Origin of the sequence: Sphingomonas sp. CCH9-E2 (assembly GCF_001557215.1) — a bacterium.
Lineage (GTDB): Bacteria > Pseudomonadota > Alphaproteobacteria > Sphingomonadales > Sphingomonadaceae > Sphingomonas.
On sequence record NZ_LSJM01000015.1, the window covers coordinates 1 to 26,748 of the forward strand.

Sequence of the window (26,748 nt, forward strand, 5' to 3'; positions counted from 1 at the left end):
GCGGCGGCACCGGCCAGCGGCGCGGCGAACGACGCGGTATCAGCCCTGCTCAACCTCGGCTTCAAACCCGCCGAAGCGAGCAACGCGGTGAATGCGGCAAGCGATCAACTCGGGCCGGGCGCGACGCTTGACGCGCTGGTGCGGCTGGCGTTGCGGAAGGCAGCGAAGTAAGGGGCGTCCCTTCCCTCTTCCGTCATGCTGAACGTGTTTCAGCATCCACTGAGCCCCGCAGCGACTGACCAGAGGCTCTATCTGCAACGGGCAGTCCATGGCGCCCTTGGCGCGACGCTCGGGACCAGGTCTCGGGACAGCAGCCCGCCGCACGGTGGATGCTGAAAGAAGGTTCAGCATGACGGGAGGAGTCAAAGATAGCGCTACCATAATTCCGTTGCGCTCTGAATTGATAGCGCTACCATCAACTCCGCCGGACATGATCCGGTCGTGCAGGCCCGCAAACGGGCCGCGAGGAGGAGAGAGAGGATGCGGTCCCTTACCCGTCGGGAAACCCTTGCCCTTGCCGGTGCGCTGGGCGTTGCCGCCTGTAGCGGAGGTGGATCGAGCGGCGGGGGCACCGTCTCCACCCCGTCACCGACCCCGACCCCAAGTCCGTCTCCCAGCCCATCGCCGTCGCCCAGCCCGTCGCCCACGCCGACCCCGACCAGCACGCTCAAGGCTGCGGCTGCGGCCAAGCGCATGCGCTTCGGTTCGACCTTCGCCTGGGCGTCGCCCGGCGCGGATGCCGGGTCGTTCAACAACCCGGCCTATGCGGCACTGCTCGAACGCGACTGCCAGCTGCTCGTCCCCGAGAACGAGATGAAGTGGGAATATCAGTCGAGCGCGGAGAATGTGTACGACTGGACCCGCGCCGATCAGATGCTGGCTTATGCCGAGTCAAAAGGCATGGAGATGCGCGGCCATTGCTTCCTCTGGTATATTCAGGAGCGTTTCCCCGCCTGGCTGCGCAGCTATCCGATGGGCGCCGACCCGCGTGCCACGGCAGAGCGAATTGTGCGCACCCATGTCCAGAACACCGCGCGTCATTTCGGGAACCGCATCAAGAGCTGGGACGTGATCAACGAGGCGATCGATCCCGCGACCGGCAATGTCCGCACCAACATCCTGCACAATGCGGTGGGCGGCGATAATTCGATCCTCGACCTCGCCTTCCGCACCGCGCGCGCCGAGCTGCCGACGGCGGAGCTGGTCTATAACGACTATATGGATTGGGGTTCGACCACCCACCGCAACGGCGTGCTCACCCTGCTCCGCGGCTTTCGCGACCGGAGCGTGCCGGTCGATGCGCTGGGCATCCAGTCGCATATCGGCTTCTACTCCAGCGGCACCGCGCAGGACATCGCCAATGCCCAGATCCCGGCGATGCGGTCCTTCCTCGATGCGGTGGTGGCCCTGGGGTACAAGCTGATCATCACCGAATTCGACGTCAACGACCGCAACCGCACCGGCACCGTGGCGCAGCGCGACGAGGATGTCGCGGTCTATGGCCGCGCCTGGCTCGACCTGTTGTTCAGCTACCCGCAGCTCAAGGACGTGCTCGTCTGGGGGATGAACGACAAATATAGCTGGCTGCAAAGCTTCGGCACCCCGCGCCCCGACGGCCAGCCGCTGCGCCCGCTCCCCTATGATGCCAGCGCCCAGCCCAAGCGGCTCTACACCGCGATCGGCGACGCATTCGCCGCGACGAGCGCGCGTCCCGCACCGACTTGACGACCGGGGAGGGGGATTGGCTTGCCGTAAGCGAACGGATAAGGAACGTTCGTGGCGAGCGTAATCCCCGATCTGGTCCTGAGTGGGAAGCGGTGACGTGAAGCGCGCCGCTGTCTCCACCTCCCGTCATGCTGAACTTGTTTCAGCATCCACCTCACTATCAGCGATGCTTTCAAACTCCACGCGCTCCAGTAGAGAGTTGACGAAATGAGCGGAGAGCTTCTCGCTGATCCTTGGTGCCGTGTCGCGTCCGCTGCGACAGGGAACACCTTGCGTTTCACACGGCGGGAGAATGACTGGATAATAGATGTGGGCGAGCATTTGGGTTTTTGCGTCGAATGCATGTGGAGAATTCGTACTGCTGCAGGGATTGAACTCGTCGATACGGATGACGGACAGATTTTCGGACTCCCCGCCCCCGTTGATGCCGAAGCGAGCGCGAACGGGCTCGTTGCAAATGCGCACCTTGTTGAAGTCGCGCTCGATGAGACCACGGCAGATTTGGCATTCCGCCTTTCCAATGGTTCGATTGTCGAAGTGCTAAGTAATTCTTCCGGCTACGAAAGCTGGCAGGCCTATCTTGGCGGTGAACTGATGGCCGTCGGTGGGGGCCAGGGATTGCGATGACCGACCCCGACCGCATCCTCACCGCATCCCGCCGGCCCGAGGACATCGACGCGGCGCTCCGGCCCAAGTCGCTTGACGAGTTCGTCGGCCAGCGCGCGGCGCGCGATAACCTGCGCGTGTTCATCGACGCCGCGCGCCAGCGCGGCGATGCGCTCGATCATGTGCTGTTCTTCGGCCCGCCGGGGCTTGGCAAGACCACGCTGGCGCAGATCATCGCCAAGGAAATGGGCGTCGGCTTTCGCGCCACGTCCGGCCCGGTGATCGCCAAGTCGGGCGACCTTGCCGCGCTGCTCACCAATCTCGAGGATGGCGACGTCCTGTTCATCGATGAGATTCACCGCCTCGCCCCCGCGGTCGAGGAGGTGCTCTATCCCGCGATGGAGGATCGCGCGCTCGACCTGATGATCGGGGAGGGGCCGTCGGCGCGCAGCGTGCGCATCGATCTGCCGCGCTTCACCCTGGTCGGCGCGACGACACGACAGGGGCTGCTGACGACGCCGCTGCGCGACCGCTTCGGCATTCCGGTGCGGCTGCAATTCTATACGGTCGAGGAACTCACCCGCGTGGTCGCCCGCGCCGCCAACCTGCTCGACCTCTCCATTGCCGAGGATGGTGCGGCGGAGATTGCGCGGCGTTCGCGCGGCACACCACGCATTGCGGGCCGGCTGCTGCGGCGGGTGCGTGACTTTGCCAATGTGGCGGGGGAGACGGTGGTTCATGCGCGCGCCGCCGATGCCGCGCTGAACCGGCTTGAGGTCGATGCGCTGGGCCTCGACGCGATGGACCGGCGCTACCTGACGATGATCGCCGACATCTATCGCGGCGGCCCGGTCGGCGTGGAGACGCTCGCCGCGGGCCTGTCGGAACCGCGCGACACGGTCGAGGAAGTGATCGAGCCCTATCTGATCCAGATCGGCATGATCGCCCGCACCGCGCGGGGCCGCTGCCTCAATGCGGCCGGGTGGAAGCATCTCGGCCTCAACCCGCCCGCCGGATCGCAGGACGGCCTGTTCGACGGGTGACCGTACGGGCGGTGTGGTGCCACAGGGGCGCGGGCGGGCCTGCGATATCCGGACTATCGCTGCCACCCTCGGTTCGACTATCGGATGACACCGACCTTGTGGAAACGACGCCTTGACCGACCAGCCTTCCGCCGACCGTCTGAGCGAGGCGCGCGCCGCGCTGGCCACCGCGATGGCGTTGCACGAACAGGGCGATCTGGAGGGAGCCGAGGCGGGTTATCGCGCGGTTCTGGCGCTGGGTTATCGCGCGACTGACGTGCTGCCGTTGCTCGCCGGCCTGCTCGGTCGCCTCTCCCGCGCGGAGGATGCGCTCGCCGCATGGGAGCAACTGCTCGATCTGCAACCCGATCATGCCGTGGCGCTGCATGAAAAGGGGCTGACGCTGCACTGGCTGGGCCGTACTGCCGAGGCGGTCACGGCACTGGAACAGGCTTGCGCGCTCGATCCGCACAATGCCATCGCGATCGGCAATCTGGCCGTTGTGCTCGCCGATGCCGGGCGCAACCATGCCGCGATCGGCGAGTTCCGCCGCGCACTCGCGCTACAGCCGGACAATCTGCATCTGTGCCATCAGCTGCGCCGGCTGGGTGCGGCATCGGTGCCGTTCTGGCATATCCCGATGATGAACGACGCGCCACGCAACGACGCGTTCGAGGCGGCGATCAAGGCAGCGATCGCCGCCGTCGGCCCGGATGCGCAGGTGCTCGATATCGGTGCGGGCAGCGGCCTGTTGTCGCTGATGGCGGCGCGGGCCGGGGCGCAGCGGGTGGTGGCATGCGAGATGGAGCCGCTGATCGCCGAAATGGCGCAGCGCATCGTCGCGCAAAATGGCTATGCCGATCGCATCACCGTCCATGCCAAACCGTCCACCGACCTGGCTGTCGGGGTCGAGCTCGACGCGCCCGCGCAGATCCTCGTCTCCGAAATCCTCTCGAGCGACCTGCTCACCGAGAAGGTGCTGGACACGTTCGAGGACGCGCATCGCCGCCTGCTCGCCCCCGACGCTTTGGTGATCCCGCGCGCGGCCGCCGCGATGGGGTGTCTGGTCGCGAGCGACACGCTGGCGGACTATGCCTTTGTCGGCGAGGTGTCGGGGTTCGACCTGTCGCCCTTCACCGACTTCGCACAGCAACGCCTGCCGATCCATGGCACGATGACCGCATGGCAGCGGCTGTCCGACGACCATGAGCTGGTTCGCCTCGACCTGACCCAGGCCAAACACGACGCCCGGCTCACCCGCCTGTCCATCCCGGTCACCGCGAGCGGACGCGCGATAGGGATCGTGCAATGGATGCAGATCGACCTGTGGCCCGGCGTGACGTTCGACAACCATCCCGACCGCTACACCGATGGCGGCTGGCTGCAGATCCTGCACAGCTTCCCCGCGCCGATCGACGTGGTCGCGGGCGAGACGCTCGATATCGCGGTCGGACATGACCGCATCACGCTGATCCTGCTGCCGCTGACCCGGTAGAGCGGCGCCGGGGGACGGCCCCCCGGCGCCAGCACCTTACAGTCCGTCAACCGCCTTGCTGACAAGGATGTTCACCGCCACGCGGCGGTTCTGCGCCTTGCCTTCCTCGGTGCTGTTGTCGGCCAGCGGGTCTGCCTCCGCCATGCCGGTCGGGGTCAGCATGCGATAGGGCTTCCACCCGCACGCCTGCTGCAGATGGTTGACCACCCGGCTCGCGCGCTTCTCGCTCAGCTCCTGGTTGAGCTCCTCCGGCCCGGTCGCGTCGGTATAGCCGACCACCAGCAGCAGCGCATTCTCCATCGACCCGGCCTGGCTCGCCGCGTTGCACAGCTCGGCCTTCGCCTGCGCACTCAGCACCGCCTTGCCGGTGTCGAAGTTCACATTGGTCGTGCCCTTGACGTTATACTGGTCGATATCGCCCACGCGGCCGCGCAGCGCCTCGGTCGCCGCGGTCTGCTCGGCAAAGCCCTGGCTGGTGCCGCTGCGGATCATTGCGGCGGTCTTCAAGTCCTTGTCGGCCAGCTTCACCTGCGCCGCCACCAGCCCGCCGCCGAACTGGCGCGTCTGCACGCTCACCGGCAGCCCGTTGAGCAGCGCGTCGCTGCCGCGCTTGGTCCGCCCCAGGCCGAGAAATCCGCCGGCCGAGCGGATCTGCGTCTCCTCGCTCACCGCGATCAGCGTCGGCGTGCCATCGGCGGCCGTCACCTGAATCTGGTTGCCCTGTCGCGCGGAGATCATCCCTTCGATCTCGGGCCCGGCAGGCAACTGCGCGAGCGGCGGCAGCGGTTCGCCCTGGATCGTGACCTGCTCGGTCGACTGCAGCGGCGCTTCCTGCGCAACCAGCGCGCTCGGCGCGGTCGCGGCGAGCAGGGCGGTGAGCGCGAGGGCACAGGAATGGATGGAACGCATAGACATACTCCTGAAACTCAGCCCGTTACGGGGCTGCGGAGCAAAGCCCGCGTCGCGGCGAAGGTTCCGCCACCCGCCCCCCGAGTCCGGGCGGGCAGTGCGATCCGCGCGGCGGGTTGAGCAACCGGGCGACCGCAAAAGGAAAGCGCCGGAGTTTCCCCCGGCGCTCCCACTTAGTCTGATCCGAGAACCCTCAGGCCGCCTTCGCCCGGCTCGCGCGCTTGCGCTCATGCGGGTCCAGGTGGCGCTTGCGCAGGCGGATCGTCTTGGGCGTGACTTCGACCATCTCGTCATCGTCGATATAGGCGATCGCCTGTTCCAGCGTCATCTTCTTCGGCGGGGTCAGGCGGATCGCGTCGTCCTTGCCCGACGAGCGGACGTTGGACAGCTGCTTCGCCTTCATCGGGTTGACCTCAAGGTCTTCCGGCTTGGCATTCTCGCCGATGATCATGCCCTCGTACAGCGCTTCGCCATGGCCGACGAACAGGATGCCGCGCTCTTCCAGCGTATTGAGCGAATAGGCGTTCGCCTCGCCCGAGCCGTTGGAGATCAGCACGCCATTCTTGCGGCCTTCGATCACGCCCTTGTGCGGGCCGTATTTCTCGAACAGCCGGTTCATGATGCCGGTGCCGCGCGTGTCCGACAGGAACTCGCCGTGATAGCCGATCATGCCGCGGCTGGGCGCGCTGAAGGTGATGCGGGTCTTGCCGCCGCCCGAGGGACGCATGTCAGTCATCTCGGCCTTGCGCAGGTTCATTTTCTCGACCACCGCGCCCGAATGTTCGTCATCGACGTCGATGATGACGGTTTCGTACGGCTCCATCTTCTGGCCGTCTTCTTCCTGAAGCAGCACGCGCGGGCGGCTGATGCCGAGTTCGAAGCCTTCGCGGCGCATCGTTTCGATCAGCACGCCGAGCTGAAGCTCGCCACGCCCCGCGACTTCGAAACTGTCCCTGTCGGCGGCTTCGGTCACCTTGATCGCGACATTGCTCTCGGCTTCGCGCATCAGGCGGTCGCGGATCATGCGGCTGGTCACCTTGGTGCCCTCGCGCCCCGCCATCGGCGAATCGTTGACGGCAAAGCGCATCGACAGCGTCGGCGGATCGATCGGCTGCGCCTGGATCGGTTCGGAAACGCTGGTGTCGGCGATGGTGTTCGACACGGTCGCGACGGCCAGGCCGGCGAGGCTGATGATGTCGCCCGCCTGCGCCTCGTCCACCGGAACGCGCTCGAGGCCGCGGAACGCCATGATCTTCGACGCACGGCCGGTTTCGATGACGTTGCCGTCCATGTCGAGGGCATGGATCGCCTGGTTCGCACGCACCTTGCCGCTGGTAACGCGGCCGGTGAGGACGCGGCCGAGGAAATTGTCGCGGTCGAGCAAAGTGACGAGGAAGGTGAAGGGCGCATCGACGTCCAACGCGGGCGGCGGGACATGGTCGACGATCTTCTGGAACAAAGGCTCCAGCGTGCCTTCCCGCAGCGTCGGGTCTTCATTGGCGTAGCCGTTGCGACCCGAGGCGTAGAGGACCGGGAAGTCGAGCTGCTCGTCGGTCGCGTCGAGGCTGACGAACAGGTCGAACACTTCGTCCAGCACTTCCTGAATGCGCTCGTCCGGGCGGTCGATCTTGTTGACCACGACGATCGGACGCAGGCCCAGCTTCAGCGCCTTGCCGGTCACGAACTTGGTCTGCGGCATCGCGCCTTCGGAACTGTCGACCAGCAGGATCACGCCGTCGACCATCGACAGGATGCGCTCCACCTCGCCGCCGAAATCGGCGTGACCCGGGGTGTCGACGATGTTGATCCGCGTGCCGTTCCACTCGACCGAGGTCGGCTTGGCCAGGATGGTGATCCCGCGTTCCTTTTCCAGGTCGTTGGAATCCATCGCGCGCTCTTCGACGCGCTGATTGTCGCGGAAGGTGCCGGATTGACGGAAAAGCTGGTCGACGAGCGTGGTCTTGCCATGGTCGACGTGGGCGATGATCGCCACGTTGCGGAGGTTCATGTCGGTTCCTGGATGCCGCGGAAGCGCGGGTCGCGGGCGCCCTTAGCGGAAATGTCGCACTGCGGAAAGACCTAAGCGCGCGCGGCGATCAGCCGTTCTGCCGCATCCGCATCGAGCGGCCGGGAATAGAGATAGCCCTGGGCGAGCTGACAGCCCATGTCGCGCAGCCGGTTGCGCTGACCAACGGTTTCGATGCCCTCGGCCACAACGGTCATGTTCATGGTGTTGGCAAGATCGAGCACCGCCCGGACGATGCCGATCCCTTTCCGGCGATTGACGGCTCCCATCCCGACGACAAACGAGCGGTCGAGTTTTAGCGTATGAAATGGGTAGCGATGCAGGTGGCCAAGCGATGAGTAGCCGGTACCAAAGTCATCGAGGCTGATTTTGACGCCGACCTCGGACAACTCTTCCATCACGCGGATCGCCCGATCGGGGTGTGCGATCGCGATCCCTTCGGTGATCTCGAGCGACAGTGTGGCCGGTGAAATCCCGCTGGCCGCAATTGCTGCCCGAACAAGCCGGGCGAAGCCAGGCTGGGCGAATTGGCGGGGGGATACATTGACACTCATCGTCAGGGGACGGCCAGGGTATCGCCGGCTCCAACGTGCGGCCGCGAGGCAGGCTTCGTTCAGAACCCATTCCCCGATCGCCACGATCAATCCGGTTTCTTCCGCCACTTCGATGAAGTCGGCGGGAGAAACGAGCTCGCCGCGCTGACGCTCCCAGCGCAACAGCGCTTCAAACCCCGCGAGCTGGTCGGTCTCCATGTCCACGATCGGCTGGAAAAACAGGCGGAACTCGCTGCGGCGCAGTGCGCGACGCAGCCCGTTTTCAAGATGCAGCCGTTTCAGCGCGCGCATGCGCAGTTCGTCGTCGAACACCGCGATCTGCCCTCGACCCCGCGCCTTCGCAGCATACATCGCTGTGTCAGCCTTGCGCAGCAGGTCGATCGGTGTGACCGTTGAGCTAAGCGGGTGGGCGATGCCGATACTGGCACCTCCGACCACTTCGTTTCCGTCGAAATTATGCCCGCGCGACGCCGCCTCCAGAAGCGCGTGCGCGACGCGGGTCGGCAGTTCGGGATCAATATAGTCGTCTAGGATGACGGTGAATTCGTCTCCACCCAGTCGCGCCAGCGTCCATTGCGCGGCGCCGTCGTTGGCGCCCACAGTTGCAGTCACGGCCTCCTGGAAGCGCTCCGATGTGGTGCACAACAGGGCGTCACCGGCATGGTGTCCCAAGCTGTCGTTGACATATTTGAAGCCATCCAAGTCGACGAACAGCAACGCCAGCGCCAGATCGGGATGGCGCTCCCGTCGGCGCAGCGCCTGCTCCACGCGGTCCATGAACAGGGCTCGATTGGGAAGTCCTGTCAGCGGGTCATGCAAGGCATCGAACACCAGCTTCGCATTGAGCCTGTCGCGTTCGATCACTCGCCCGAGTTGAGTCCCGACTTGCTCCATCAGATCGAGCATGACCGGATCGACATCGCGATGCGGCAAGGTGAAGAATTCAATGACCGCTTCGATCCGATTGCCCACGGCGACCGGGAATGCAAATGCCGAGTTCAACCCAGCAAGCGCGGCCAACTCCCGGCGTGGGAAGTTTTCGGCGGTGCGCAGGTCCGACATCCAATGCGGGCGCTGATCTGCGAGGACGCGTCCCGGTAATCCTTCACCCGGTGCAAATTGCCGATTCAGTGACGCGTCGATGAAGTCCGCAAGGGCATCGGGCTCCGGCGCATAACAGATGCGCGCGGGGACCACCGACCTACCGTCGGCCGCGGTCAGATAGACATTTCCGAACGCTGATCCGGCGAACTCGCAAAGCTCGACCAACGCAAAGTGCAGGGCGTCGCGAACGGTTGTGGATTGGTTGGCGACGGTCGCGATGCGATGGAGGAGGTCGGCCCGCTGCTGCGCGAGATAGAGGTCGCGCAGGCCCTTCTCCGCGATCGTCTCTGCCTCCTCTCGGGCGGTGCGCTCACGGCGCAGCGCACGCTGCAGCCGCGTCAGTTCCCGGGAGAGATCGACGGCTTGGGAGAGATCCAGATCGTTGGGGCTTAAGAGACCCATGTTACGGCCAACTGACACTCATCGGCACCGTCATGCATGCAGCTGCGATGCTCAACGGTGACCAATTCGCGGTAATAAGCGGCGCTTCCGTCGATGAATCCATGAGCGAGTGCGCACAGCTTGCGCGGCGAGTTGTAGCCGATGATCAACGCGCCAGCCTGTTCGCCGAAGTTGAAATGCGGGCACCCTGCTCCCGAGTAAAGCTTGCGCACTTCCGGGTGGATGATCCCGTTGACGCTGAGCAGAAGATTCCGCGCGTCGGGCTGCCCTTCGAAGAATGCAGGATATTTGGCCGCGAGCAGCGGAATCGCCTGGGTGCCGAACCAGCGCAGGATCTCGGCGGGTGTCTTGCCCTGAGCGCTCGCCGCTGCGCCGACCAGAGCCAAGATCTCGCTGTCCGGATAGCTCCCCAACGACGTGTACGCACCGTCGAGCCCGGTCGCGTCGAGCAGATCGTCCCAAATTCCATCGCCGAGCTGTTCGACAACGGTTTGTTCCAGGATGTTAAAGATCACGCCCTTCATGCCGCACCTCCGCCGACCGCCCCGATGGCGCAAGTTGGGTAAAAATCTGCCTAAAGTTCAGTGGTGTAAGGATGCGCTAACGCGGGCTGTCGGTGTCCCCGGCGAACCCGGCGTCGGCGTGGCGGTATCGCCTAGCGGCGGTCGATCCGAACCGCGTCCAGCACAAGGCTTCGACCGGCAACCTTGAAACTCAGCTGCGCCTCGCCTCCGCTGGGGCAGCAATTGGCGTCCCGGTCGCGCCACAGCTTGCTGGTCGCGCCCATTCCCTCGAAATCGTAATCGACGCCCTTCCAGATCCCGAGGCCCTTGGGCAGCTTCGCGGGCATCGCGTCGCGCCAGCTTTCCAGCTCGATATCCTGCCAACTCTTGCTGGCGTCATCCCATTGGAACAACAGGTCGGCATTGCCGTCCCCGGTCCCGGCAACGCGGCCCGGGACCCAGATCATGCCGCTCTGGGTCAGGCGCGGCGGTTCATAGACGACGCCGTCGAACGACCAGCCGATCAGCTTGGCCGTGCCATAGCCGCTGCCTGCCCACAGCACGATGCCCGCGCCGACGCCGTCCGCGCCCGACGCACCCTCCATCATCTGCCAATAGATCGACTGGCCGTCCCTGCCCCAGAGAATGCCGGACGCGGTGACGCGACAGCCCTGATCGAGCCAGGTCGCCATGCACGTTTCGCCGCGCGCCGACGGCGTCTTCACCATCGTGCGGACGCCTTTGGCTTGCGCCAGCGCCTTGTCATAGTCGGCGATGGCATCTCGGAACGTCTGTTCCAGTGCGACGTCGTCCATCGGCTTGCCGTCATAATCCACCGCCGCGCGGATCGTCCGGAGCACTGCATCATGGCGCGCCTGCCAGGTCGCGGTGCGATTGCCGAGCGCCAGGACTGTCGCAAATTTGTGCGCCAGTTCGGAGCGGAGCGGGGCGAGGGTCGGGGCCGAACAGGCGCGATGACCGTAGGTCTGCTGGCAGAGATCCGCCTGCGATGCCGAAGCGGGAACGACGAGCGCGGCGAGCAGAACCGCGACGAGATTAGCGCGCATGATCCTCCATGATCGGAGGCGCTTGCGTCGCAGGCTGGGCCTTCAGGCGATAAAGCTTGCCCGCATCGACGGCCGCAGGGCGCGAATCAGTGGCCGAAGCCACCGGCACCCACACCGCGATCGAACCGGCGATCATCATCCTGAGCCTGCGTTCCATCCGTCCTCCCTAGCGCCGATATGTTAACGGTCCGCGTATCGCCAACCACTGACATATGCAGTCGGTTGCACCATGGCCAGAGTGTATTATATTTGCGATACACTTGAAGGCGACGCGGTTCCCGTTCATCTAGGGGGGAACCGCTGGAGGGATGGGATGGCGACCGAGACTGCGACTGCCGAAAAGACCGACGATCTGGTGCTGACCGCGCCCGAGCCGCTGAAGGAACGTCCGATCGAGAAGATGGCGGGGCTGGTCCCCGTCGATGAGGGCAAGAAGTCCGAGCTGGTGAGCCGGGTCGAGAGCTTCATCGACGATCTGGTGGCGCAGGATGTCAACTCGCCCGAGTTCGGCAAGCGCGTCGACGCGATCACAGCGATGGGATCGAAGGAGATTCGCGACGCGGCGGGCCAGTCCAACCGCTTCCTCGACCGTCCGGTGCGCGCAATGGACAAGGATGTCGGCGTCGGCAAGGATCTGGCCGAGCTGCGCCGCGTGGTCGAGGATCTCGATCCCGGCAAGCGTGGCAGCCTGACCCAGCGCAAGAAACTGTTCGGCATCATCCCGTTCGGCAATTCGCTGCGCAATTATTTCGACAGCTACAAGTCGAGCCAGGGCCATATCGCGGCGATCCTGAAGAGCTTGCAGTCCGGCAAGGACGAGCTGTTGATGGACAATGCCGCGATCGACGTGGAGCGGCAGAATCTGTGGGCGGCGATGGGTCGGCTGGAGCAGATGATCTATATCTCGAAGGAGATGGATCAGCGGCTTGAGGACAAGGCGAACGAGCTGGATCACAGCGATCCGGCCAAGGCCAAGGCGATCCGCGAGACCGCGTTGTTCTATACCCGCCAGCGTACCCAGGACCTGCTGACCCAGATGGCGGTGACGGTGCAGGGCTATCTCGCGCTCGACCTGGTCAAGAAAAATAACGTCGAGCTGGTGAAGGGCGTCGATCGCGCCAGCACCACCACCGTCGGCGCGTTGCGCACCGCGGTGACGGTGGCACAGGCGCTGACCGCGCAGCGGCTGGTGCTCGACCAGATCACCGCGCTCAACACGACGACCGCGAACATCATCGATTCGACCGGTAAGCTGCTTAAGGACAATACCGGCCGCATCCACGAACAGGCGGCGTCCGCGACGATCCCGATCGAAACGCTGCAGCGCGCGTTCCAGAATATCTATGACACGATGGACGCGATCGACACGTTCAAGGTCAAGGCGCTCGACAACATGAAGACCACGGTCAACGTGCTGTCGACCGAGGTCGAAAAGTCCAAGGGCTATATCGCCCGGGCCGAGGGTGCGGCGCAGAACCAGATCGCCGGCGCCAACGAGACGTTCAAGCTGGAGGCCCTGTAAGTAGCTGTCATGCCAACCGAGATCGACCGCCAGATCGACCGCGCGAGCGAAGTCCTCAACCGTTCGCGCGAGCGCTATACGACGCTGAGTTCCCGCGCGAAGAAGCGGCGTGAAGCCGAGATTCTCGGGCGGGTCGGGCGCATCGCGGCGGCGGCCGGTGTCATCGTGGTCGGCGCGATCGTCGTCGGCTGGTTCATCCCGCTCGGCATGGGCGGCGCGTTGCTGGTGATGGCGGCGCTGATCGCGTCGACCCTGTTCTTCGGGTTGATGCCGACCAGCCGGGAAGCGGCGCCGGAACGCTTTGGCGAGGTGTCGCTCGCGTCGCTGCCGCTGCAGACCGAGGAGTGGCTGGACCGCCAGCGCCCGAGCCTGCCGGGGGCGGCCATGCCGCTGGTCGACGGGATCGGGGTCAAGCTCGACGTGCTGGCCGGACAGCTCAAGACGCTCAACGAGGGCGAACCGGCGGCGGCGGAAGTGCGCAAGCTGGTCGGCGAGCAGCTGCCCGAACTGATCAAGGGCTATCAGCGCGTCCCCGAAAATCTGCGCCGCGTCGACCGTTTCGGCCAGTCGCCGGACAAGCAGCTGGTCGACGGGCTCGCCCTGATCGATCAGGAAATCGCGCAGATGTCGGCGCAGCTGGCGCAGGGCGACCTCGACGCGCTCGCGACTCGGGGGCGGTATCTGCAGGTCCGCTATCGCGGGGATGACGAGGTTACCGGATAGGTTTGCCCAGAGCCTCCACCGCCCTTGGGCGGAGGTGGTCGGCGGCGGCGGCGTGGATGCCGGGGGTGGCGGCGAGCAGGCCGAAGCTTTCGCCGCGCGGGGTGTTGAAGCGGATTTTCTTGCCCAAGGCGTCGGTGACTTTCGCGCCGGCCTCGCGCGCGATCAGCACGGCCGCGGCGATGTCCCAGTCCGCGCCCCAGCGGAAGGTGGCGAGCAGATCGGCATCGCCCGCCGCGACCATTGCCATGCGCAGTGCAATCGAATTGGGCTTGTCGACCGTGACCAGATGGCGATCGACCTTGGCGAGATCGTCGGCGGGGACGCGCGCGCCGGTCAGGTCGGTGCGGTCGGACACGGCGATAGCCGCGCCGTCGCGGGTCGCGCCCTGGCCCTTGACCGCCAGCCAATGTTCGCCGCGCACCGGGGCGTCGAGCACGCCGATCACCGGCTGGCCATCCTCGACCAAGGCGACCGACACCGCCCAGCCGGGGCGCTTGCGGAGGAAGTCGCGGGTGCCGTCGATCGGATCGACCACCCAGACGCGGCGGCACGACAGGCGGGCGAGGTCGTCGGCGGTTTCCTCCGACAGCCAGCCGGCATCGGGCAGGAGGGCGGAGAGGCGGTTGCGGAGCAGCTCGTCGACCGCCAGATCGACTTCGCACACGAAGTTATTGGGCGATTTCTCCCACTTTTCGACATCGGTGCCATAGCGGCCGAGCGCCAGCCGACCCGCTTCGGCGGCGATGGCACTGACGGCCTGGGCGAGGTCGTCAGCCACTGGCCACCGTCATGCCGTCGATCCGCAGCGTCGGCACGTTGATGCCATAGCGGAAATTGAGGTCGTTGGCCGGGACCAGCTCGCGGAACATCGATTGCAGCGTGCCCGCGACGGTAAACTCGCTGACTGGCGTCGTGATGACACCACCCTCGATCAGATAGCCCGCCGCGCCCCGGCTGTAATCGCCGGTGACAAGGTTGATCCCCTGACCGATCAGTTCGGTGACAAAGACGCCATAGTCGATGTCGGCGATCAGCGACGCGACCGGAGTCTTGCCGTTGGCGAGGTAGAGGTTGCTCGGCCCCACGCTGGGCGCGCCGCCGACGCCGCGCACGGCGTGGCCGGTGGGTTCGAGGCCAAGCTGACGCGCGGCGGCGCTGTCGAGCAGCCAGGTTTCGAGCATCCCGTCGCTGACCAGCTTCATCGGCGACACCGGCAGCCCTTCGCCGTCGAACGGACGCGAGCGCAGGCCGTGCGGGCGGTGCGGGTCGTCGACGATGTCGATGCCGGGCGCGAAGATGCGGGTGCCCATCGCTTCGAGCAGGAAGCTGGTCCTGCGCGTGATCGCGCTGCCCGAAATCGCGCCGCTCAAATGGCCGAGCAGGCTCGATCCGACGCGCGGGTCGAGGACGATCGGCATTGGGCCGCCGCGAACGCGACCGGCACCGACGCGGGCGACGGCACGCTCGCCGGCACGGCGGCCAATGTCCTCGGCAGAATCGAGCCGGGCGGCGTGGCGGGCGCTGTGGTAATCGTAATCGCGCTCCATCGCGCCGGCGTCGCCCGCCAGCACGCTGGCCGAGATGCTGTGGCTCGACGACGCATAGGCGCCGGCAAAGCCATGGCTGGTGGCGAGCGCCCAGATGCTGCGGCTGGCGCTGGCACCGGCACCTTCGCTGTTGGTCACGCCGGGGACGGCGCGGGCGGCGCGTTCGGCGAGGAGCGCGGTTTCCTTGAGTGCTGCCGGATCGCCCAGTTCGCCGTCGTCAAGGTCGAGTTGCGGCACGTCGCCGTGCATCAGCCGCTCGGCGGGGGCGAGGCCGGCCCATTCATCCTCGGGTGCTTCGCGCGCCATCGCGACGGCGCGTTCGGCGAGGATGTCGAGCGCGGCGGGGGTCAGGTCGGTGGTGGAAATGCTCGCCGAACGCTGGCCGCAAAACACGCGGAGGCCGAGTTCGAGATGCTCGGCGCGGTCGACATCCTCCAGCGCATCGAGCCGGACCGAGACCGACAGCGATTCGCCGGCGGAGAGCATCGCATCGGCGGCGTCGGCACCGGCGCGGGTGGCGCGGGCAATGGCGTCGTGGACGCGGTCACGGGCTTGATCGGGGGTCAGCATCGTCGCGATCTAGGAAGTGCAGGGGCGAAGGTCAAAAGGCTGTCGTCCCCACGACGAAACAGGCGGCGAACATCAACAGCCCGGCATTGCGGTTGGAGCGGAAGCGGTGGAGCGCGTTGGCGCCGTCCGTCGGGGCCAAAGTCACGACCTGCCACACCAGATGCAGCGCCATCGGGGCGAGGGCGACGAGGACAAGCGGGTCCGGGCGGACCTGCCACAAGGCGGCGCTCCACAGGGCGAGGGCAAGGGCGTAGAAGAGCGCGACCCCGGCCTTCACGTTGCTGCCGAGACGGCGGGCGGAGGAGCGGACGCCGACCAGCGCATCATCCTCGACATCCTGCAGCGCGTAGATCGTGTCGTATCCGATCACCCAGAAGATGCACCCGGCATAGAGCAGCAGGCCGGGCAAAGGGAGTTCGCGCGCGACCGCAGCCCAGCCGACCAGGGCGGCCCAAGAGAAGACGAGGCCCAGCCATGCCTGTGGCCACCAGGTAATCCGTTTCATGAACGGATAGGCGGCGACCAAAGCGAGGCTGGCGACCGCGATGCCGGCGGCGAAGGGGTTGAGCTGGACCAGCACGACGAGGCCGATCAGGCACAGAAAACCGAGCCACAGCCACGCGGCCTTCAGGCTCACCGCGCCGCTGGCCAGCGGGCGGCTGCGGGTGCGGGCGACCTGACGGTCGAGGTCGCGGTCGACGATGTCGTTATAGACACAGCCTGCGCCGCGCATCGCGATCGCCCCGAGCAGGAACCAGAGGATCAGGTCCCAGCGCTCGACCGCGCCGCCGGACAGCGCGATTGCCCAGGCGCCGGGCCAGAACAGCAGCCACCAGCCGATCGGCCGGTCGAACCGGGCGAGCAGCGCATAGGGGCGCGCGGCGGAGGGCAGCAGCGCCATCAGGCCGCGATGCTCGGTGTCGGGGACAATGTTCGGTTCGCTCGCCAAAATTCCTCCGTCACCCCGGCCTCCGTGCCGGGGTCCACCGTGCCGCACGCGCATCGCGTGAGCCTCTGATCCCGGACTTGCCGCGCAGTGGACCCCGGCACAAGGCCGGGGTGACGAAAGTTTTGTCTCTGGGTAAGTGAAGGCATGATCGCTACCCCCGCCTGGCCGCCGCAATCGACACCGCGCCTGTTCGTCGAACCTGCGCTGACGATGGGCGAGCAGCGCCGCATTGACGGCCAGCAGGGCCATTACCTCGCCAGCGTGATGCGGTTGAAGGTCGGTGATCCGGTGAAGCTGTTCGACGATGCGACCGGCGAATGGCTGGGCGTGGCAAGCGAGGTGCGCAAGCGCGACGTGGTGCTGGAGGTGCGCGAGAAGCTGCGCGAACGCGAGGCGGTGCCGGACCTGTGGCTGTGCGCCGCGCCGATCAAGAAGGGGCGGATTGACTGGGTGGTCGAAAAAGCGTGCGAACTGGGCGTCGCGCGCGTCGCGCCGGTGCTGACGCGGCGGGCGGTGGTGGACAAGCTGAACCTCGACCGGCTGCGCGCGCATATGATCGAGGCGGCGGAGCAATGCGGGCGCACCGCGCTGCCCGAGCTCGCCGAGCCGGTGAAGCTGGCGGCGATGTTGCGCGACTGGCCCGCGGGGCGGACGCTGTTCTTCGCCGACGAGACCGGCGGCATGCCCGCGCTGGAGGCGATGAAGGCGCATCCCGGTCCGGCGGCGATCCTGATCGGTCCCGAGGGCGGCTTCGACGCCGAGGAGCGTGACGCGATCCGGGCGGTGCCGGGCGCGGTGGGGATATCGCTGGGGCCGCGGATTTTGCGCGCGGAGACGGCGGCGGCGGCGGCGGTGAGCCTGTGGATGGGGGCGGTGGGGGATTGGTGAGCGGTTAAGCGAGTGCTGCGGTGGCCCGCGCGTCGTATCGCACTGTCGGACTAGGGCAGTCTGTCGCCAAAAACCGTCTGTCGGCTTCCGACTCCTTTGCGGTCACTCCGTGTTGTGCCATCCAATCTCGCGATGAGCCTCCGCCGCCGCCTCGTCCTACTCGGTGCCTCTGCGCTGGCACTTGGTGCTTGCGACCGGATCGACCCCTTAGCAGTGATCGACAGTCCAGACGGATTGCTTGTCATTCAGGATGAACTCGGGACGCGCAGCAAACGCCGGTTCATTTGCATCAGAGCCAAGAAAGGCCCGTCCTGTTCGACTCACGACGCGGAAGTGATCATTGCCAGCGTCGGTCCGGCTGTCGAACTAAGCGCCGACTGGGACACGAACAGTCAGGTGGTTATTCGCGTGACAAGCGGGACAATAGAAAGGGCTGCGAGCGCCGCATTAAATGGCAGAGTGAACATTCGCGTTGAGGAGTAGCGCGGCAACTCACCACTTATTTACGGACCTGTAGCGTCATTGGCCCTTGGCCTGATAGCGGCCGTTCGTGGGCGGCCGCCAATCGGGGCGGGGCTAAGTTATGCCGCCATGGCAGGAAGTGCTGGACAGCACACGGTTCAACCGACGCATTTCCCATCCCGATTTAGGTATTTTATCCCCCCTTTCGCAGATCGTTTCGCGCGCCTAAATGCGCGCGATGAGCACGAAGACGGTTTCAAACAGCAACGCGCCTGTCATCGAGAGCCGTCAGATGCTCCTCGACTATTTCGCCGGGGGCGAGAAGCCGGCGGAGCGCTGGCGCATCGGCACCGAGCATGAAAAGTTCGTCTATGCGGTCGCCGACCATCACGCGCCCAGCTATGACGAGCCGGGCGGCATCCGCGACCTGCTCGCCGAGCTGACCCAGTTCGGCTGGAGCCCGGTCGAGGAGGGCGGCAAGGTCATTGCGCTGTCGGGCCCCGACGGGACGGTCAGCCTGGAGCCGGCCGGACAGCTCGAGCTCTCCGGCGCGCCGCTCGAAAACCTGCACCAGACCTGCGCTGAGACCGGGCGGCATCTGCAGCAGGTGAAGGCAGTCGGCGAGAAGCTGGGCATCGGCTTCCTTGGCCTTGGCATGTGGCCGGACAAGACGCGCGCCGAGCTGCCGATCATGCCCAAGGGCCGCTATGGCATCATGCTCAACCATATGCCGCGCGTCGGCACCCTGGGCCTCGACATGATGCTGCGCACCTGCACGATCCAGGTGAACCTGGATTATGCGAGCGAAGCGGACATGGCGCAGAAGTTCCGCGTCGGGCTGGCGCTGCAGCCGCTGGCGACCGCGCTGTTCGCCAATTCGCCGTTTACCGAGGGCAAGCCGAACGGGATGCTCTCGTACCGCTCGCATATCTGGTCCGACACCGATCCGCACCGCACCGGCATGCTGCCGTTCGTGTTCGAGGACGGGTTCGGGTACGAGCATTATGCCGACTATGCGCTCGATGTGCCGATGTACTTTGTCTATCGCGACGGGCGCTATATCGACGCGGCGGGGCTGAGTTTCCGCGACTTCCTCAAGGGCGAGTTGTCGGTCCTGCCGGGCGAGAAGCCGACGATCGACGATTGGGCCGATCATCTGTCGACCGCCTTCCCCGAAGTGCGGCTCAAGACCTTCCTCGAGATGCGCGGGGCCGATGGTGGGCCGTGGGGGCGCATATGTGCGCTGCCCGCGTTGTGGGTCGGGCTGCTCTACGATCAGGGCGCGCTGGATGCGGCGTGGGATCTGGTCAAGGATTGGGACATGGCCGGGCGTCAGGCGCTGCGCGACAGCGTGCCGCGCCTCGGCCTCGACGCGCCGCTGCCGGGTGGCGGGACGCTGCGCGATATTGCGGGGCAGGTGATCGACATTGCCGGGGCGGGCCTGACGGCGCGCGCGCGGCTCAATTCGGCGGGGGACAGCGAGAACGGCTTCCTCGATCCGCTGCGTGAGATCGTGCGCAGCGGCAAGGTCCCGGCCGAGCTGCTGCTCGAGCGCTATCACGGCGCATGGCAGGGCGATGTCAGCCGGATTTACGACGAGACGAAGTTCTAGCGCGGCTGCTCCGCCAGCTGCCACGCGGCGCGGACCTCCAGCCCGTAGACGCCCGAGAATTGTCGCATTTCGCGCTGGGCGGCCGGGCCGTAATCGCGAAAGGCGGCAGCGCGCTCCAGACCCGCGCGGCCGACTGCGCGGAACTGCAGTCGGGCGGCGGCAGGATCGCCGGCGAGCAGCTTGAGCATGCCCCAGGTCAGTTCCGCCTGAACGCGGTCGATATGCGTCGGGGCGAGGCCAGCGCGGATGATGGCCAGGCCCCGCTCGATCGTCGCGATCGATTGCGGATCGCCCTGACGCAGCTGCGCCATGCCGGTGAACAGCAGCACCCGGCCATATTGCGGGTGCTTGTCCCCGACTGAACCGCGCACCGAATATTCGGCGGAACTCAGCGCCCCGGCGGCTTCCTTCACCTTGCCCTGCAGCAGCAGGTTCTCGCCATAACGTAGCCAGGCGGTGGCCGTTTCCGGGTGCTGGGAAAACAGCTTGGAGCGTAACGCCCATGCGCCGGTGCGGCGCAACGGTTCCGCCTCGGCGTACCGGTTCAGCGCCTCGAGCAGCGTCGCGACGGCGAGTTGTGCGCGGGCGGTGTCGACATGCGTCTCGCCCAGGCGCTCCCGACGGAGCGCCAGCGCGTTGCTGGCAAGGGCGAGGCCGTCTTCGGGCAGCACGACGGTCGACAGGTCGAGCGAAATGCGCGCGACCTGCAGCGGATCGGCGCGCGCGGCGACAAGGCGGGTGAGCAGGTCGCGACCCAGCGCCTCGGCCTCCTGCCGCCGGTCGAGCCGGACGAGCAGGCGCAGATAGCGCGCGTCGGCATCCAAGCGGGCCGCCGGGTCGGTCATCCGCGCGCGGGTATCGCGATAGAGCGGTTCGGCTTCGCCAAACCGCCCGAGCTGCGCGAGCGAGTCGGCCCGCACCAGCGCGAGCGAGAGGGTCAGGGGGTCGGCGGGGCCGAACGTCTTCAGCGCCTCGTCATAGGCTTCGCGCGCGGGCTTTTCGCCTTCGCCGGGCGCAGGCGAATCGGTGAAGGCGGCGGCATGTTTGCCCTTGGCGCGCAGCCGCCAGCGCGTGTCGGCAGCGCCGCGCCCGTGCTGTTCGAGAATGGCGACGGTGCGGTCGTAATCCTGCGCGGGTTCGCGATAGATTTTGCCGATGGCAGTGCCGGCGTCGCCGAGCAATTCGCTGACCTGTGCAATTTCGATCCAGTAGCGGCGGACCTCTTCCTCGCCACGCTTCAGCCCGGCGGCGTCGGCGGGGGTGAGGGTGCCCTGTTCGCGGCGGAATTGCAGCGGGGCGATGCGGTCTTCCACGACTCCACTGGCGTCGACCAACGCGCCCTGGATCGCCTTGGCGAGCTTGTGCGCCGCCTCCGGGTCGGTCGCCAGCAGCGCGCGGGCGCGGGCGAATTGCAGGTCGACGCAGCGGTCGGCGGGATCGGGTCTGGCCAGGCATGCGTCCAGCGCGGCCTGCACCTTGTCCGTAGCCTTGGGCACCGGCGCGCGCTCGGCGGCCAGCGCCGGACTGGCGAGCAATAACAAAGGGATGAGCGCGCGCATCCCTGTCAGACTATCATCGCGGGGCGATCACGCCAGCGACAATGTCTGTCAGCCGATGCGCAGCCCCATCGCCTCTTGCACGTCGCGCAGCAGCGGTGCGGCGAGGGTCGTAGCGCGTTCTGCACCCTTGCGCAGCTCGGCATCGACAGCGCCCTTGTCGGCGATCAGGCGCACCATCTCGTCGCGGATCGGGCCGAGCTTCGCCACGGCGAGGTCGGCTAGCGCGGGCTTGAAGCTGCCGAAGCCCTGTCCCGCATATTCGGCGACCACGTCTTCGGGCGTGCGATCGGCGAGCGCGGCGAAGATGGTGACGAGGTTCTTTGCCTCGGGCCGGTCCTTGAGCGACTCCCAGGTTTCGCCCATCGGCTCCGGGTCGGTCTTGGCCTTGCGGAATTTCTGCGCGATCGCGTCGTCATCGTCGACCAGGTTGATCCGCGCTGCGTCGGACGGGTTGGACTTGGACATTTTCTGCGTCGCATCGCGCAACGACATGATGCGCGGCGCGGCCTTGCTGATCAGCGGTTCGGGTTCGAGCAGCAGGTCGGTCTTGTAATCGAGGTTGAACTTGGCGGCGATGTCGCGCGCCAGCTCGAGATGCTGTTTCTGGTCCTCGCCGACGGGCACATGGGTCGCGCGATAGAGGAGGACGTCGGCGGCCATCAGCACCGGATAGTCGTAGAGCCCGACGCTCGCGCCCTCACGGTTCTTGCCCGCCTTGTCCTTGAACTGGGTCATGCGGTTGAGCCAGCCGACGCGCGCGACATTGTTGAGCAGCCAGGCGAGCTCGCTATGCGCGGGGACGCGTGCCTGGTTGAACAGGATCGAGCGGGTCGGATCGATGCCGCTCGCGATCATCGCGGCGCTCACCTCGAACGTGCTGTCGGTGATCGCGGCGGGCTCGCTCCATTCGGTCAGCGCATGGAGGTCGGCGATGAAGTACATCGACTCGCCGCCCTCCGCCTCGACATCGGCCTGCATGCCGACCCATTGCTTGATCGCGCCGAGATAGTTGCCGAGGTGGAGATTGCCGGTGGGCTTGATGCCGGAAACGACGCGCATGAGAGTTAGTCCAGACCTTAGGTTGCTTTGCGGCGCACCAGCGCCTTGATGTCGCTCGGGCGGAATGCGCCGGTCGCGAAACAGGCGGCGGCGTAGACGATGCAGCCTGCCCCGACCAGCACCATCATCGCAGCCGTGCGGATCGTCCAGGTGCCGCTGGTATAGGGCGCGAACAGGTCGTTGAGGAAGAACATCACACCGCCCATCGCCAGCGCCGCGCCGACCAGTCGCCAGACGCGGCGGCGCAGCTGCGGGTCGGCCTCGAAATGGCCGCGCTTGAGCAGCGTGCGATAGAGCAGGGCGACGTTGACCCAAGCCGCAATCGCAGTGGCGAGCGGCGGGCCCATATGTTTGAGCGGGACGATCAGCGCGAGGTTGAGGATCAGATTGATCGCAATCGACAGCGTCGCATAGCGCACCGGCGTCTTGGTGTCCGAACGGGCATAGAAGCCCGGGGTCAGCACCTTGACGAGAATATAGGCAGGCAGGCCGACCGAGAAGGCGGCGAGCGCCTGCGCGGTGGCGCGGGTGTCTTCGGGCGTGAAGGCGCCGTGCTGAAACAGTGCGGCGACGATCGGCGCGCCGCACACGACCAGCGCGACGGTGGCGGGGAGGGTGAGGAACAGCGCCAACTCGGTCCCGCGATTCTGCGTGTGCATCGCCGCGCCGTCATTCCCCGCGCCCAGCTGACGCGCGATGGTGGGGAGCAGCACGGTGCCCAGGCCGATACCGATGAGCCCGAGCGGGAGCTGGTTCAGCCGGTCGGCATAATAGATGTAGGACACCGATCCCTCGACCAGCAGGCTGGCGGCGAGCGCGGTCGAGATGACGAGGTTGATCTGATATGCCCCGGCACCCGCCGCGGCGGGACCGATCAGCTTGAGCAGCTTCTTCACGTCGGGGCTGAGGCGGGGGAGGCGGAGCTTCAGCTTCACGCCTGCGGCACGGCAGGCAAGGATCAGCCACAACAGCTGCAGCGCGCCAGAGACGGTGACGGCAATCGCCTGATTGCGCGCGGTGAGCAGCGTGTCGTCGGTGTGGAAGAACAGCAGCGCCACGATCAGCGTCGCGTTGAGCAGGATCGGGGCTGCGGCATTCACCCAGAATTTGTTGAGCGAATTGAGGATGCCGCCCAGCAGCGAGACGAGGCTGATCAACAGCAGATAGGGGAAGGTGATCCGCGACAGCTCGACCGCATAGGCGAACTCGGCCGGGCTTGCTTCGTTGAACCCGCCCGACAGCGCCCACACCACCGGAAAGGCGGCGATTTCCATGATCGCGGTGAGCAGGATCAGGATCGGCAGGAGTACCGACAGCGCCTCTTCCGCAAAGGACAAGGCGGATTTGGTGTCGCCGCCGGATTCGCCGACCTTCTTGCTGAACATCGGCACGAAGGCGGCGCTGAACGCGCCTTCGGCGAATAGCGCGCGGAAGAGATTGGGGAGGCGGAAGGCGATCAGGAAGGCGTCGGACGCGAAGCTGGCGCCGACATAACGCGCGAACAGCGAATCGCGGACCAGCCCGAGGACCCGGCTGACGAGCGTCAGCCCGCCGATCGACCCGAGTGCCTTGACGAGATTCATGCGTGCCCGCCTTTGTTTGTTTGATGCGCCTTACGGCGCATGCGCGGTGCCAGCCCGCTCCCCCACCCGGCCACACATATCATGCTACCGCTGGGTGGCCGGTTGGGGGAGCGGGCTGGCACCGCGACCCAAGCGATTACGCCTGGCCGGCCTCGCCGCCCAGCTGCTGCTGCGCGTCGTGCTGGGCGCGCTGCTGCTCGTACAGGCCGTTGAAGTCGATCGGCTCCAGCATCAGCGGCGGGAAGCCGCCGTCGCGAACCGCGTCGGCCAGCACGCGGCGCGCGAAGGGGAAGAGCAGGCGCGGCGCTTCGCCGAGGAGGAAGGGCTGGAGATGCTCGTCGGGGACGTTGCGGATTGCGAAGAGGCCCGAGTAGGACAAGTCGACGATGAACGCGACCTGCTCCTCCATCGTGGCGCGGACATCGATCTTGAGCGTGACTTCATGGATGTCCTGCGCCACTTCGGCGGCACCGATGTTGAACTGGACATCGAACGCCGGCTGGCCCTGGACCTGATAGATGGCGGGCGAGTTCGGATTTTCGAACGAGAAGTCCTTGATATACTGCGAGATCACGCCGACCGACGGGGCGGTATCGGCGCCATTCGCCTGGGGGGCTGCGGTGTCGGGCGTGTCCATGGTCGTCAAACTTCCTTGTAAATATTCGGGATACTTGTCGCGGCGACCCGCGTTGCGATGACGGTCGCGCCTAGCAGGGGCGCTTGAGCGTTTCAACGGGCCGTGCGGTTCGCGTCAGACCGGATTTGAAACGCGGCGGTTTCCCGCCTATGTTGGAGCGAAGAAAGAAGGTGCCCAAGTGTATCTAGTGATCCTGTTTGCCGCGATTGCCGCGTTCCTTGCGCTCCGCCTCTATTCGGTGCTGGGCAAGCGCACCGGGCATGAGCAGCCGCTGCCGAAGCCGGCCGAAGAACGCGTCGGCGCGCCGCAGATGCCGCGCACCATCGACATGCCGCCCGAAGTGCGCGATTCCGCGCCGCGCCCGCTGGAGAGCGGTGCCGAAAGCGGCTTGCGCGCGCTGGTTGCCGCCGATCCCTCGTTCGATGTCGGCCAGTTCGTGGAGGGCGCGAAGTCAGCCTATCGCATGATCCTGGAAGCGTTCTGGAAGGGCGATCGCGAGACGCTCGACTGGCTGGTCGACGAAAATGTGCGCCACGACTTCATCGCCGCGATCGACGCGCGGGAGGCAGCGGGCGAGACGCTCGACAACCGCCTGATCAGCATCGAGCGCGCGGTGATTTCCGACATCGCGCTCGATGGGCGCGTCGCGCGCATCACCGTACGCTTCGACGCCGATATTGCCGCGATCACGCGCGACAAGGACGGCAACGTGATCGCCGGATCGCTGAGCGATGCGGTGCAGACGCATGACGCCTGGACGTTCAGCCGCACGCTCGGCAGCGGCGACCCGAACTGGAAGCTCAGCGACACCGACGAAGTTTGATCGGGCATAAAGGGGTCAGATGATGCGCGCTTGGGGGGTAGCGGCATGTGCCGCGCTGTTGGGTGCGTGTTCGTCCGGCGTGGTGCCGGCGGGGCGTCCCGCGACCGGCGGTACCACTCCCGCGCGCCCGGGACCATCTTCCGGCGTCCCGGTGCGTCAGCCGGTTGCGGCGACGCCGCTGACCCCGGCCCCTGCCGCGCCCGTCCCGGCCGGCGTGACCACCGCCGCTGCCGCCGGGTTGCTCCCCGGACCGGCGGTCGAAGACTTGCCGATCACCATGGCTGCCGCCGCGCGGGCGCTGAACGCGTTCAAGCTTAGCTGCGCGACGCTGGTGCGGCGCACCGACGCGACCGGCCTGACGCGCGGGGCGGACTGGCAACCGGCGTGCGACGCGGCGCGGACCACGCAGGATCGCGACGCCGCGACCTTCTTCGCGCGCAATTTCGAAACGGTGCAGGTCGCCGATGGCAAGGCGTTTGCCACCGGCTATTATGAGCCGGAGATCCACGGATCGCGCACCCGCCGCCCCGGCTATGAAGTGCCGATCTATGCCCGTCCGACCGATCTGGTCGATGTCGATCTCGGCAGCTTTACCGACACGCTGGCGGGCAAATCGATCCGCGGCCGGGTCGATGGCACCAAGCTGGTCCCCTATCACGACCGCACCGCAATCGAGCAGGGCGCGCTTGCCGGGCGCGGGCTCGAAATCGCGTGGGCGGCCGATCCGGTGGAATTGTTCTTTCTCCAGATCCAGGGCTCGGGTCGCCTGCGCCTGCCCGATGGCGGCGTGATGCGCATCGGCTATGCCAGCCAGAATGGGCGCGACTATACCGGGATCGGCAAGCTGATGCTCGACCGCGGCCTGCTGCAAAAGGGGCAGGCGTCGATGCAGGGCATCATGGCCTATCTGCGCGCCAATCCCGAAGAGGGGACGGCGATCATGCGGGAGAACAAAAGCTATGTGTTCTTCCGCGAACTGACCGGGCCGGGGCCGCTGGGCGCGCTCGGCGTGCCGGTCACGGCGCAGGCGACGGTTGCGACCGATCCGAAATTCGTGCCGCTGGGCGCGCCGGTGTTCCTGTCGATGGATCGGCAGGACGCCAATGGCCTGTGGATCGCGCAGGATACGGGCGGGGCGATCAAGGGCTCCAACCGCTTCGACACCTTCTGGGGCGCGGGCGACGATGCCCGCGCGATTGCCGGCGGCATGGCGGCGCGTGGCACCGCCTGGCTGCTGCTGCCCAAGGGGACGCTTGCCCGCCTGACCGGGAACTGAGATGGCCCGCCCGCCGCGCGCGCTTTCGCCCGAAGAGCGGGCATTGTGGCAGCGGGTGATTTCCAGCGTGACGCCGATTGTGCGGGATGATCCTAGCCCCTCCCCTTCAGGGGAGGGGTTGGGGT

23 protein-coding genes and 1 pseudogene are annotated in these 26,748 nt (G+C 66.5%); 11 read left to right on the forward strand and 13 right to left on the reverse strand.

Annotation, left to right across the window (positions count from 1 at the left end):
• From AX681_RS00785 to AX681_RS00805, 5 genes and pseudogenes are all read left to right on the forward strand, one after another.
• Positions 1–171 (forward strand): annotated as a pseudogene (locus tag AX681_RS00785) (Holliday junction branch migration protein RuvA); the annotation flags it as partial.
• Positions 172–480: 309 nt separating this feature from the next.
• Entirely contained in the window at positions 481–1,725 is a 1,245-nt protein-coding gene (locus AX681_RS00790; RefSeq protein ID WP_082738094.1) for an endo-1,4-beta-xylanase, read from the forward strand.
• 207 nt (positions 1,726–1,932) lie between these two features.
• Positions 1,933–2,352, forward strand: coding sequence for a hypothetical protein (locus tag AX681_RS00795; protein WP_156442894.1), 420 nt, complete (start codon positions 1,933–1,935; stop codon positions 2,350–2,352).
• Entirely contained in the window at positions 2,349–3,374 is a 1,026-nt protein-coding gene (gene ruvB / locus AX681_RS00800; protein ID WP_066663592.1) for a Holliday junction branch migration DNA helicase RuvB, read from the forward strand. The genes AX681_RS00795 and ruvB overlap by 4 nt, the downstream gene beginning before the upstream one ends.
• Positions 3,375–3,486: 112 nt before the next feature.
• Positions 3,487–4,848, forward strand: coding sequence for a 50S ribosomal protein L11 methyltransferase (locus tag AX681_RS00805; protein WP_082738093.1), 1,362 nt, complete (start codon positions 3,487–3,489; stop codon positions 4,846–4,848).
• 36 nt (positions 4,849–4,884) lie between these two features.
• On the opposite strand, the gene AX681_RS00810 is transcribed toward AX681_RS00805, so the two are convergent.
• The 6 genes from AX681_RS00810 to AX681_RS21710 form a co-directional block, all read right to left on the reverse strand.
• Positions 4,885–5,763, reverse strand: a complete 879-nt coding sequence (locus tag AX681_RS00810; protein WP_066663589.1) for an OmpA family protein — start codon at positions 5,761–5,763, stop codon at positions 4,885–4,887.
• A 187-nt stretch (positions 5,764–5,950) separates the two neighbouring features.
• Positions 5,951–7,765 (reverse strand): translational GTPase TypA, encoded by a 1,815-nt coding sequence (gene typA / locus AX681_RS00815; RefSeq protein WP_066663588.1) that lies wholly within the window; start codon positions 7,763–7,765, stop codon positions 5,951–5,953.
• 71 nt (positions 7,766–7,836) lie between these two features.
• Complete coding sequence (locus AX681_RS00820; RefSeq protein WP_082738092.1) at positions 7,837–9,843, reverse strand: putative bifunctional diguanylate cyclase/phosphodiesterase; 2,007 nt, start codon at positions 9,841–9,843, stop codon at positions 7,837–7,839.
• Entirely contained in the window at positions 9,831–10,367 is a 537-nt protein-coding gene (locus AX681_RS00825; protein ID WP_066663585.1) for a heme NO-binding domain-containing protein, read from the reverse strand. Before AX681_RS00825 ends, AX681_RS00820 begins: the two co-directional genes overlap by 13 nt.
• Before the next feature lie 131 nt (positions 10,368–10,498).
• The gene (locus AX681_RS00830) at positions 10,499–11,413 is read right to left on the reverse strand and encodes a hypothetical protein (protein WP_066663582.1); all 915 of its coding nucleotides are present in this window, start codon (positions 11,411–11,413) and stop codon (positions 10,499–10,501) included.
• On the reverse strand, positions 11,403–11,552 hold the full coding sequence (locus AX681_RS21710) for a hypothetical protein (RefSeq protein WP_156442893.1): 150 nt from the start codon (positions 11,550–11,552) through the stop codon (positions 11,403–11,405). The genes AX681_RS00830 and AX681_RS21710 overlap by 11 nt, the downstream gene beginning before the upstream one ends.
• A 174-nt stretch (positions 11,553–11,726) precedes the next feature.
• Between AX681_RS21710 and AX681_RS00835 the strand changes: the two genes are divergently transcribed.
• Positions 11,727–12,935, forward strand: a complete 1,209-nt coding sequence (locus AX681_RS00835) for a toxic anion resistance protein (RefSeq protein WP_066681528.1) — start codon at positions 11,727–11,729, stop codon at positions 12,933–12,935.
• Positions 12,936–12,944: 9 nt separating this feature from the next.
• Positions 12,945–13,658, forward strand: coding sequence for a hypothetical protein (locus tag AX681_RS00840; protein ID WP_066665046.1), 714 nt, complete (start codon positions 12,945–12,947; stop codon positions 13,656–13,658).
• Here AX681_RS00840 and AX681_RS00845 read toward each other — a convergent pair.
• Genes AX681_RS00845 through ubiA form a run of 3 tightly spaced genes read right to left on the reverse strand, consistent with a single transcriptional unit; the run spans position 13,648 to position 16,676 of the window.
• Positions 13,648–14,436: an inositol monophosphatase family protein gene (locus AX681_RS00845; RefSeq protein ID WP_066665044.1), complete on the reverse strand. Its 789-nt coding sequence runs from the start codon at positions 14,434–14,436 to the stop codon at positions 13,648–13,650. The genes AX681_RS00840 and AX681_RS00845 overlap by 11 nt on opposite strands.
• Positions 14,429–15,775 (reverse strand): TldD/PmbA family protein, encoded by a 1,347-nt coding sequence (locus AX681_RS00850; protein WP_066681535.1) that lies wholly within the window; start codon positions 15,773–15,775, stop codon positions 14,429–14,431. Before AX681_RS00850 ends, AX681_RS00845 begins: the two co-directional genes overlap by 8 nt.
• Before the next feature lie 31 nt (positions 15,776–15,806).
• Positions 15,807–16,676: a 4-hydroxybenzoate octaprenyltransferase gene (gene ubiA, locus AX681_RS00855; RefSeq protein WP_231733876.1), complete on the reverse strand. Its 870-nt coding sequence runs from the start codon at positions 16,674–16,676 to the stop codon at positions 15,807–15,809.
• Between the two features lie 192 nt (positions 16,677–16,868).
• On the opposite strand from ubiA, the gene AX681_RS00860 reads away from it, so the two are divergent.
• Complete coding sequence (locus AX681_RS00860; RefSeq protein WP_066681538.1) at positions 16,869–17,612, forward strand: 16S rRNA (uracil(1498)-N(3))-methyltransferase; 744 nt, start codon at positions 16,869–16,871, stop codon at positions 17,610–17,612.
• 700 nt (positions 17,613–18,312) lie between these two features.
• Complete coding sequence (locus AX681_RS00870; protein ID WP_066665075.1) at positions 18,313–19,686, forward strand: glutamate--cysteine ligase; 1,374 nt, start codon at positions 18,313–18,315, stop codon at positions 19,684–19,686.
• Here AX681_RS00870 and AX681_RS00875 read toward each other — a convergent pair.
• The 4 genes from AX681_RS00875 to secB form a co-directional block, all read right to left on the reverse strand.
• Positions 19,683–21,245, reverse strand: a complete 1,563-nt coding sequence (locus AX681_RS00875; protein ID WP_066665062.1) for a hypothetical protein — start codon at positions 21,243–21,245, stop codon at positions 19,683–19,685. The two genes, AX681_RS00870 and AX681_RS00875, sit on opposite strands and share 4 nt — an antisense overlap.
• A gap of 48 nt (positions 21,246–21,293) precedes the next feature.
• The gene (gene trpS / locus AX681_RS00880; RefSeq protein WP_066665064.1) at positions 21,294–22,304 is read right to left on the reverse strand and encodes a tryptophan--tRNA ligase; all 1,011 of its coding nucleotides are present in this window, start codon (positions 22,302–22,304) and stop codon (positions 21,294–21,296) included.
• Positions 22,305–22,321: 17 nt separating this feature from the next.
• On the reverse strand, positions 22,322–23,887 hold the full coding sequence (gene murJ, locus AX681_RS00885; RefSeq protein WP_066665066.1) for a murein biosynthesis integral membrane protein MurJ: 1,566 nt from the start codon (positions 23,885–23,887) through the stop codon (positions 22,322–22,324).
• Positions 23,888–24,023: 136 nt separating this feature from the next.
• Positions 24,024–24,524, reverse strand: coding sequence for a protein-export chaperone SecB (gene secB / locus AX681_RS00890; RefSeq protein WP_066665069.1), 501 nt, complete (start codon positions 24,522–24,524; stop codon positions 24,024–24,026).
• 178 nt (positions 24,525–24,702) lie between these two features.
• On the opposite strand from secB, the gene AX681_RS00895 reads away from it, so the two are divergent.
• Positions 24,703–25,347, forward strand: coding sequence for a Tim44/TimA family putative adaptor protein (locus AX681_RS00895; RefSeq protein ID WP_066665071.1), 645 nt, complete (start codon positions 24,703–24,705; stop codon positions 25,345–25,347).
• Positions 25,348–25,369: 22 nt separating this feature from the next.
• Positions 25,370–26,623 carry a murein transglycosylase A gene (mltA, locus tag AX681_RS00900; RefSeq protein WP_443026335.1) on the forward strand — a complete coding sequence of 418 codons (1,254 nt, stop codon included), beginning with the start codon at positions 25,370–25,372 and terminating at the stop codon, positions 26,621–26,623.
• Positions 26,624–26,748 lie beyond the last annotated feature (125 nt).

Bases quoted from the DNA above. Each gene is read 5' to 3' on its own strand.
- AX681_RS00790 (WP_082738094.1), top strand. From the start codon at position 481: ATGCGGTCCCTTACCCGTCGGGAAACCCTTGCCCTTGCCGGTGCGCTG.
- AX681_RS00795 (WP_156442894.1), top strand. From the start codon at position 1,933: ATGAGCGGAGAGCTTCTCGCTGATCCTTGGTGCCGTGTCGCGTCCGCT.
- ruvB (WP_066663592.1), top strand. From the start codon at position 2,349: ATGACCGACCCCGACCGCATCCTCACCGCATCCCGCCGGCCCGAGGAC.
- AX681_RS00810 (WP_066663589.1), bottom strand. From the start codon at position 5,763: ATGTCTATGCGTTCCATCCATTCCTGTGCCCTCGCGCTCACCGCCCTG.
- typA (WP_066663588.1), bottom strand. From the start codon at position 7,765: ATGAACCTCCGCAACGTGGCGATCATCGCCCACGTCGACCATGGCAAG.
- AX681_RS00820 (WP_082738092.1), bottom strand. From the start codon at position 9,843: ATGGGTCTCTTAAGCCCCAACGATCTGGATCTCTCCCAAGCCGTCGAT.
- AX681_RS00825 (WP_066663585.1), bottom strand. From the start codon at position 10,367: ATGAAGGGCGTGATCTTTAACATCCTGGAACAAACCGTTGTCGAACAG.
- AX681_RS00830 (WP_066663582.1), bottom strand. From the start codon at position 11,413: ATGCGCGCTAATCTCGTCGCGGTTCTGCTCGCCGCGCTCGTCGTTCCC.
- AX681_RS21710 (WP_156442893.1), bottom strand. From the start codon at position 11,552: ATGATGATCGCCGGTTCGATCGCGGTGTGGGTGCCGGTGGCTTCGGCC.
- AX681_RS00835 (WP_066681528.1), top strand. From the start codon at position 11,727: ATGGCGACCGAGACTGCGACTGCCGAAAAGACCGACGATCTGGTGCTG.
- AX681_RS00840 (WP_066665046.1), top strand. From the start codon at position 12,945: ATGCCAACCGAGATCGACCGCCAGATCGACCGCGCGAGCGAAGTCCTC.
- AX681_RS00850 (WP_066681535.1), bottom strand. From the start codon at position 15,775: ATGCTGACCCCCGATCAAGCCCGTGACCGCGTCCACGACGCCATTGCC.
- ubiA (WP_231733876.1), bottom strand. From the start codon at position 16,676: ATGGCGCTGCTGCCCTCCGCCGCGCGCCCCTATGCGCTGCTCGCCCGG.
- AX681_RS00860 (WP_066681538.1), top strand. From the start codon at position 16,869: ATGATCGCTACCCCCGCCTGGCCGCCGCAATCGACACCGCGCCTGTTC.
- AX681_RS00870 (WP_066665075.1), top strand. From the start codon at position 18,313: ATGAGCACGAAGACGGTTTCAAACAGCAACGCGCCTGTCATCGAGAGC.
- AX681_RS00875 (WP_066665062.1), bottom strand. From the start codon at position 21,245: ATGCGCGCGCTCATCCCTTTGTTATTGCTCGCCAGTCCGGCGCTGGCC.
- trpS (WP_066665064.1), bottom strand. From the start codon at position 22,304: ATGCGCGTCGTTTCCGGCATCAAGCCCACCGGCAATCTCCACCTCGGC.
- murJ (WP_066665066.1), bottom strand. From the start codon at position 23,887: ATGAATCTCGTCAAGGCACTCGGGTCGATCGGCGGGCTGACGCTCGTC.
- secB (WP_066665069.1), bottom strand. From the start codon at position 24,524: ATGGACACGCCCGACACCGCAGCCCCCCAGGCGAATGGCGCCGATACC.
- mltA (WP_443026335.1), top strand. From the start codon at position 25,370: ATGCGCGCTTGGGGGGTAGCGGCATGTGCCGCGCTGTTGGGTGCGTGT.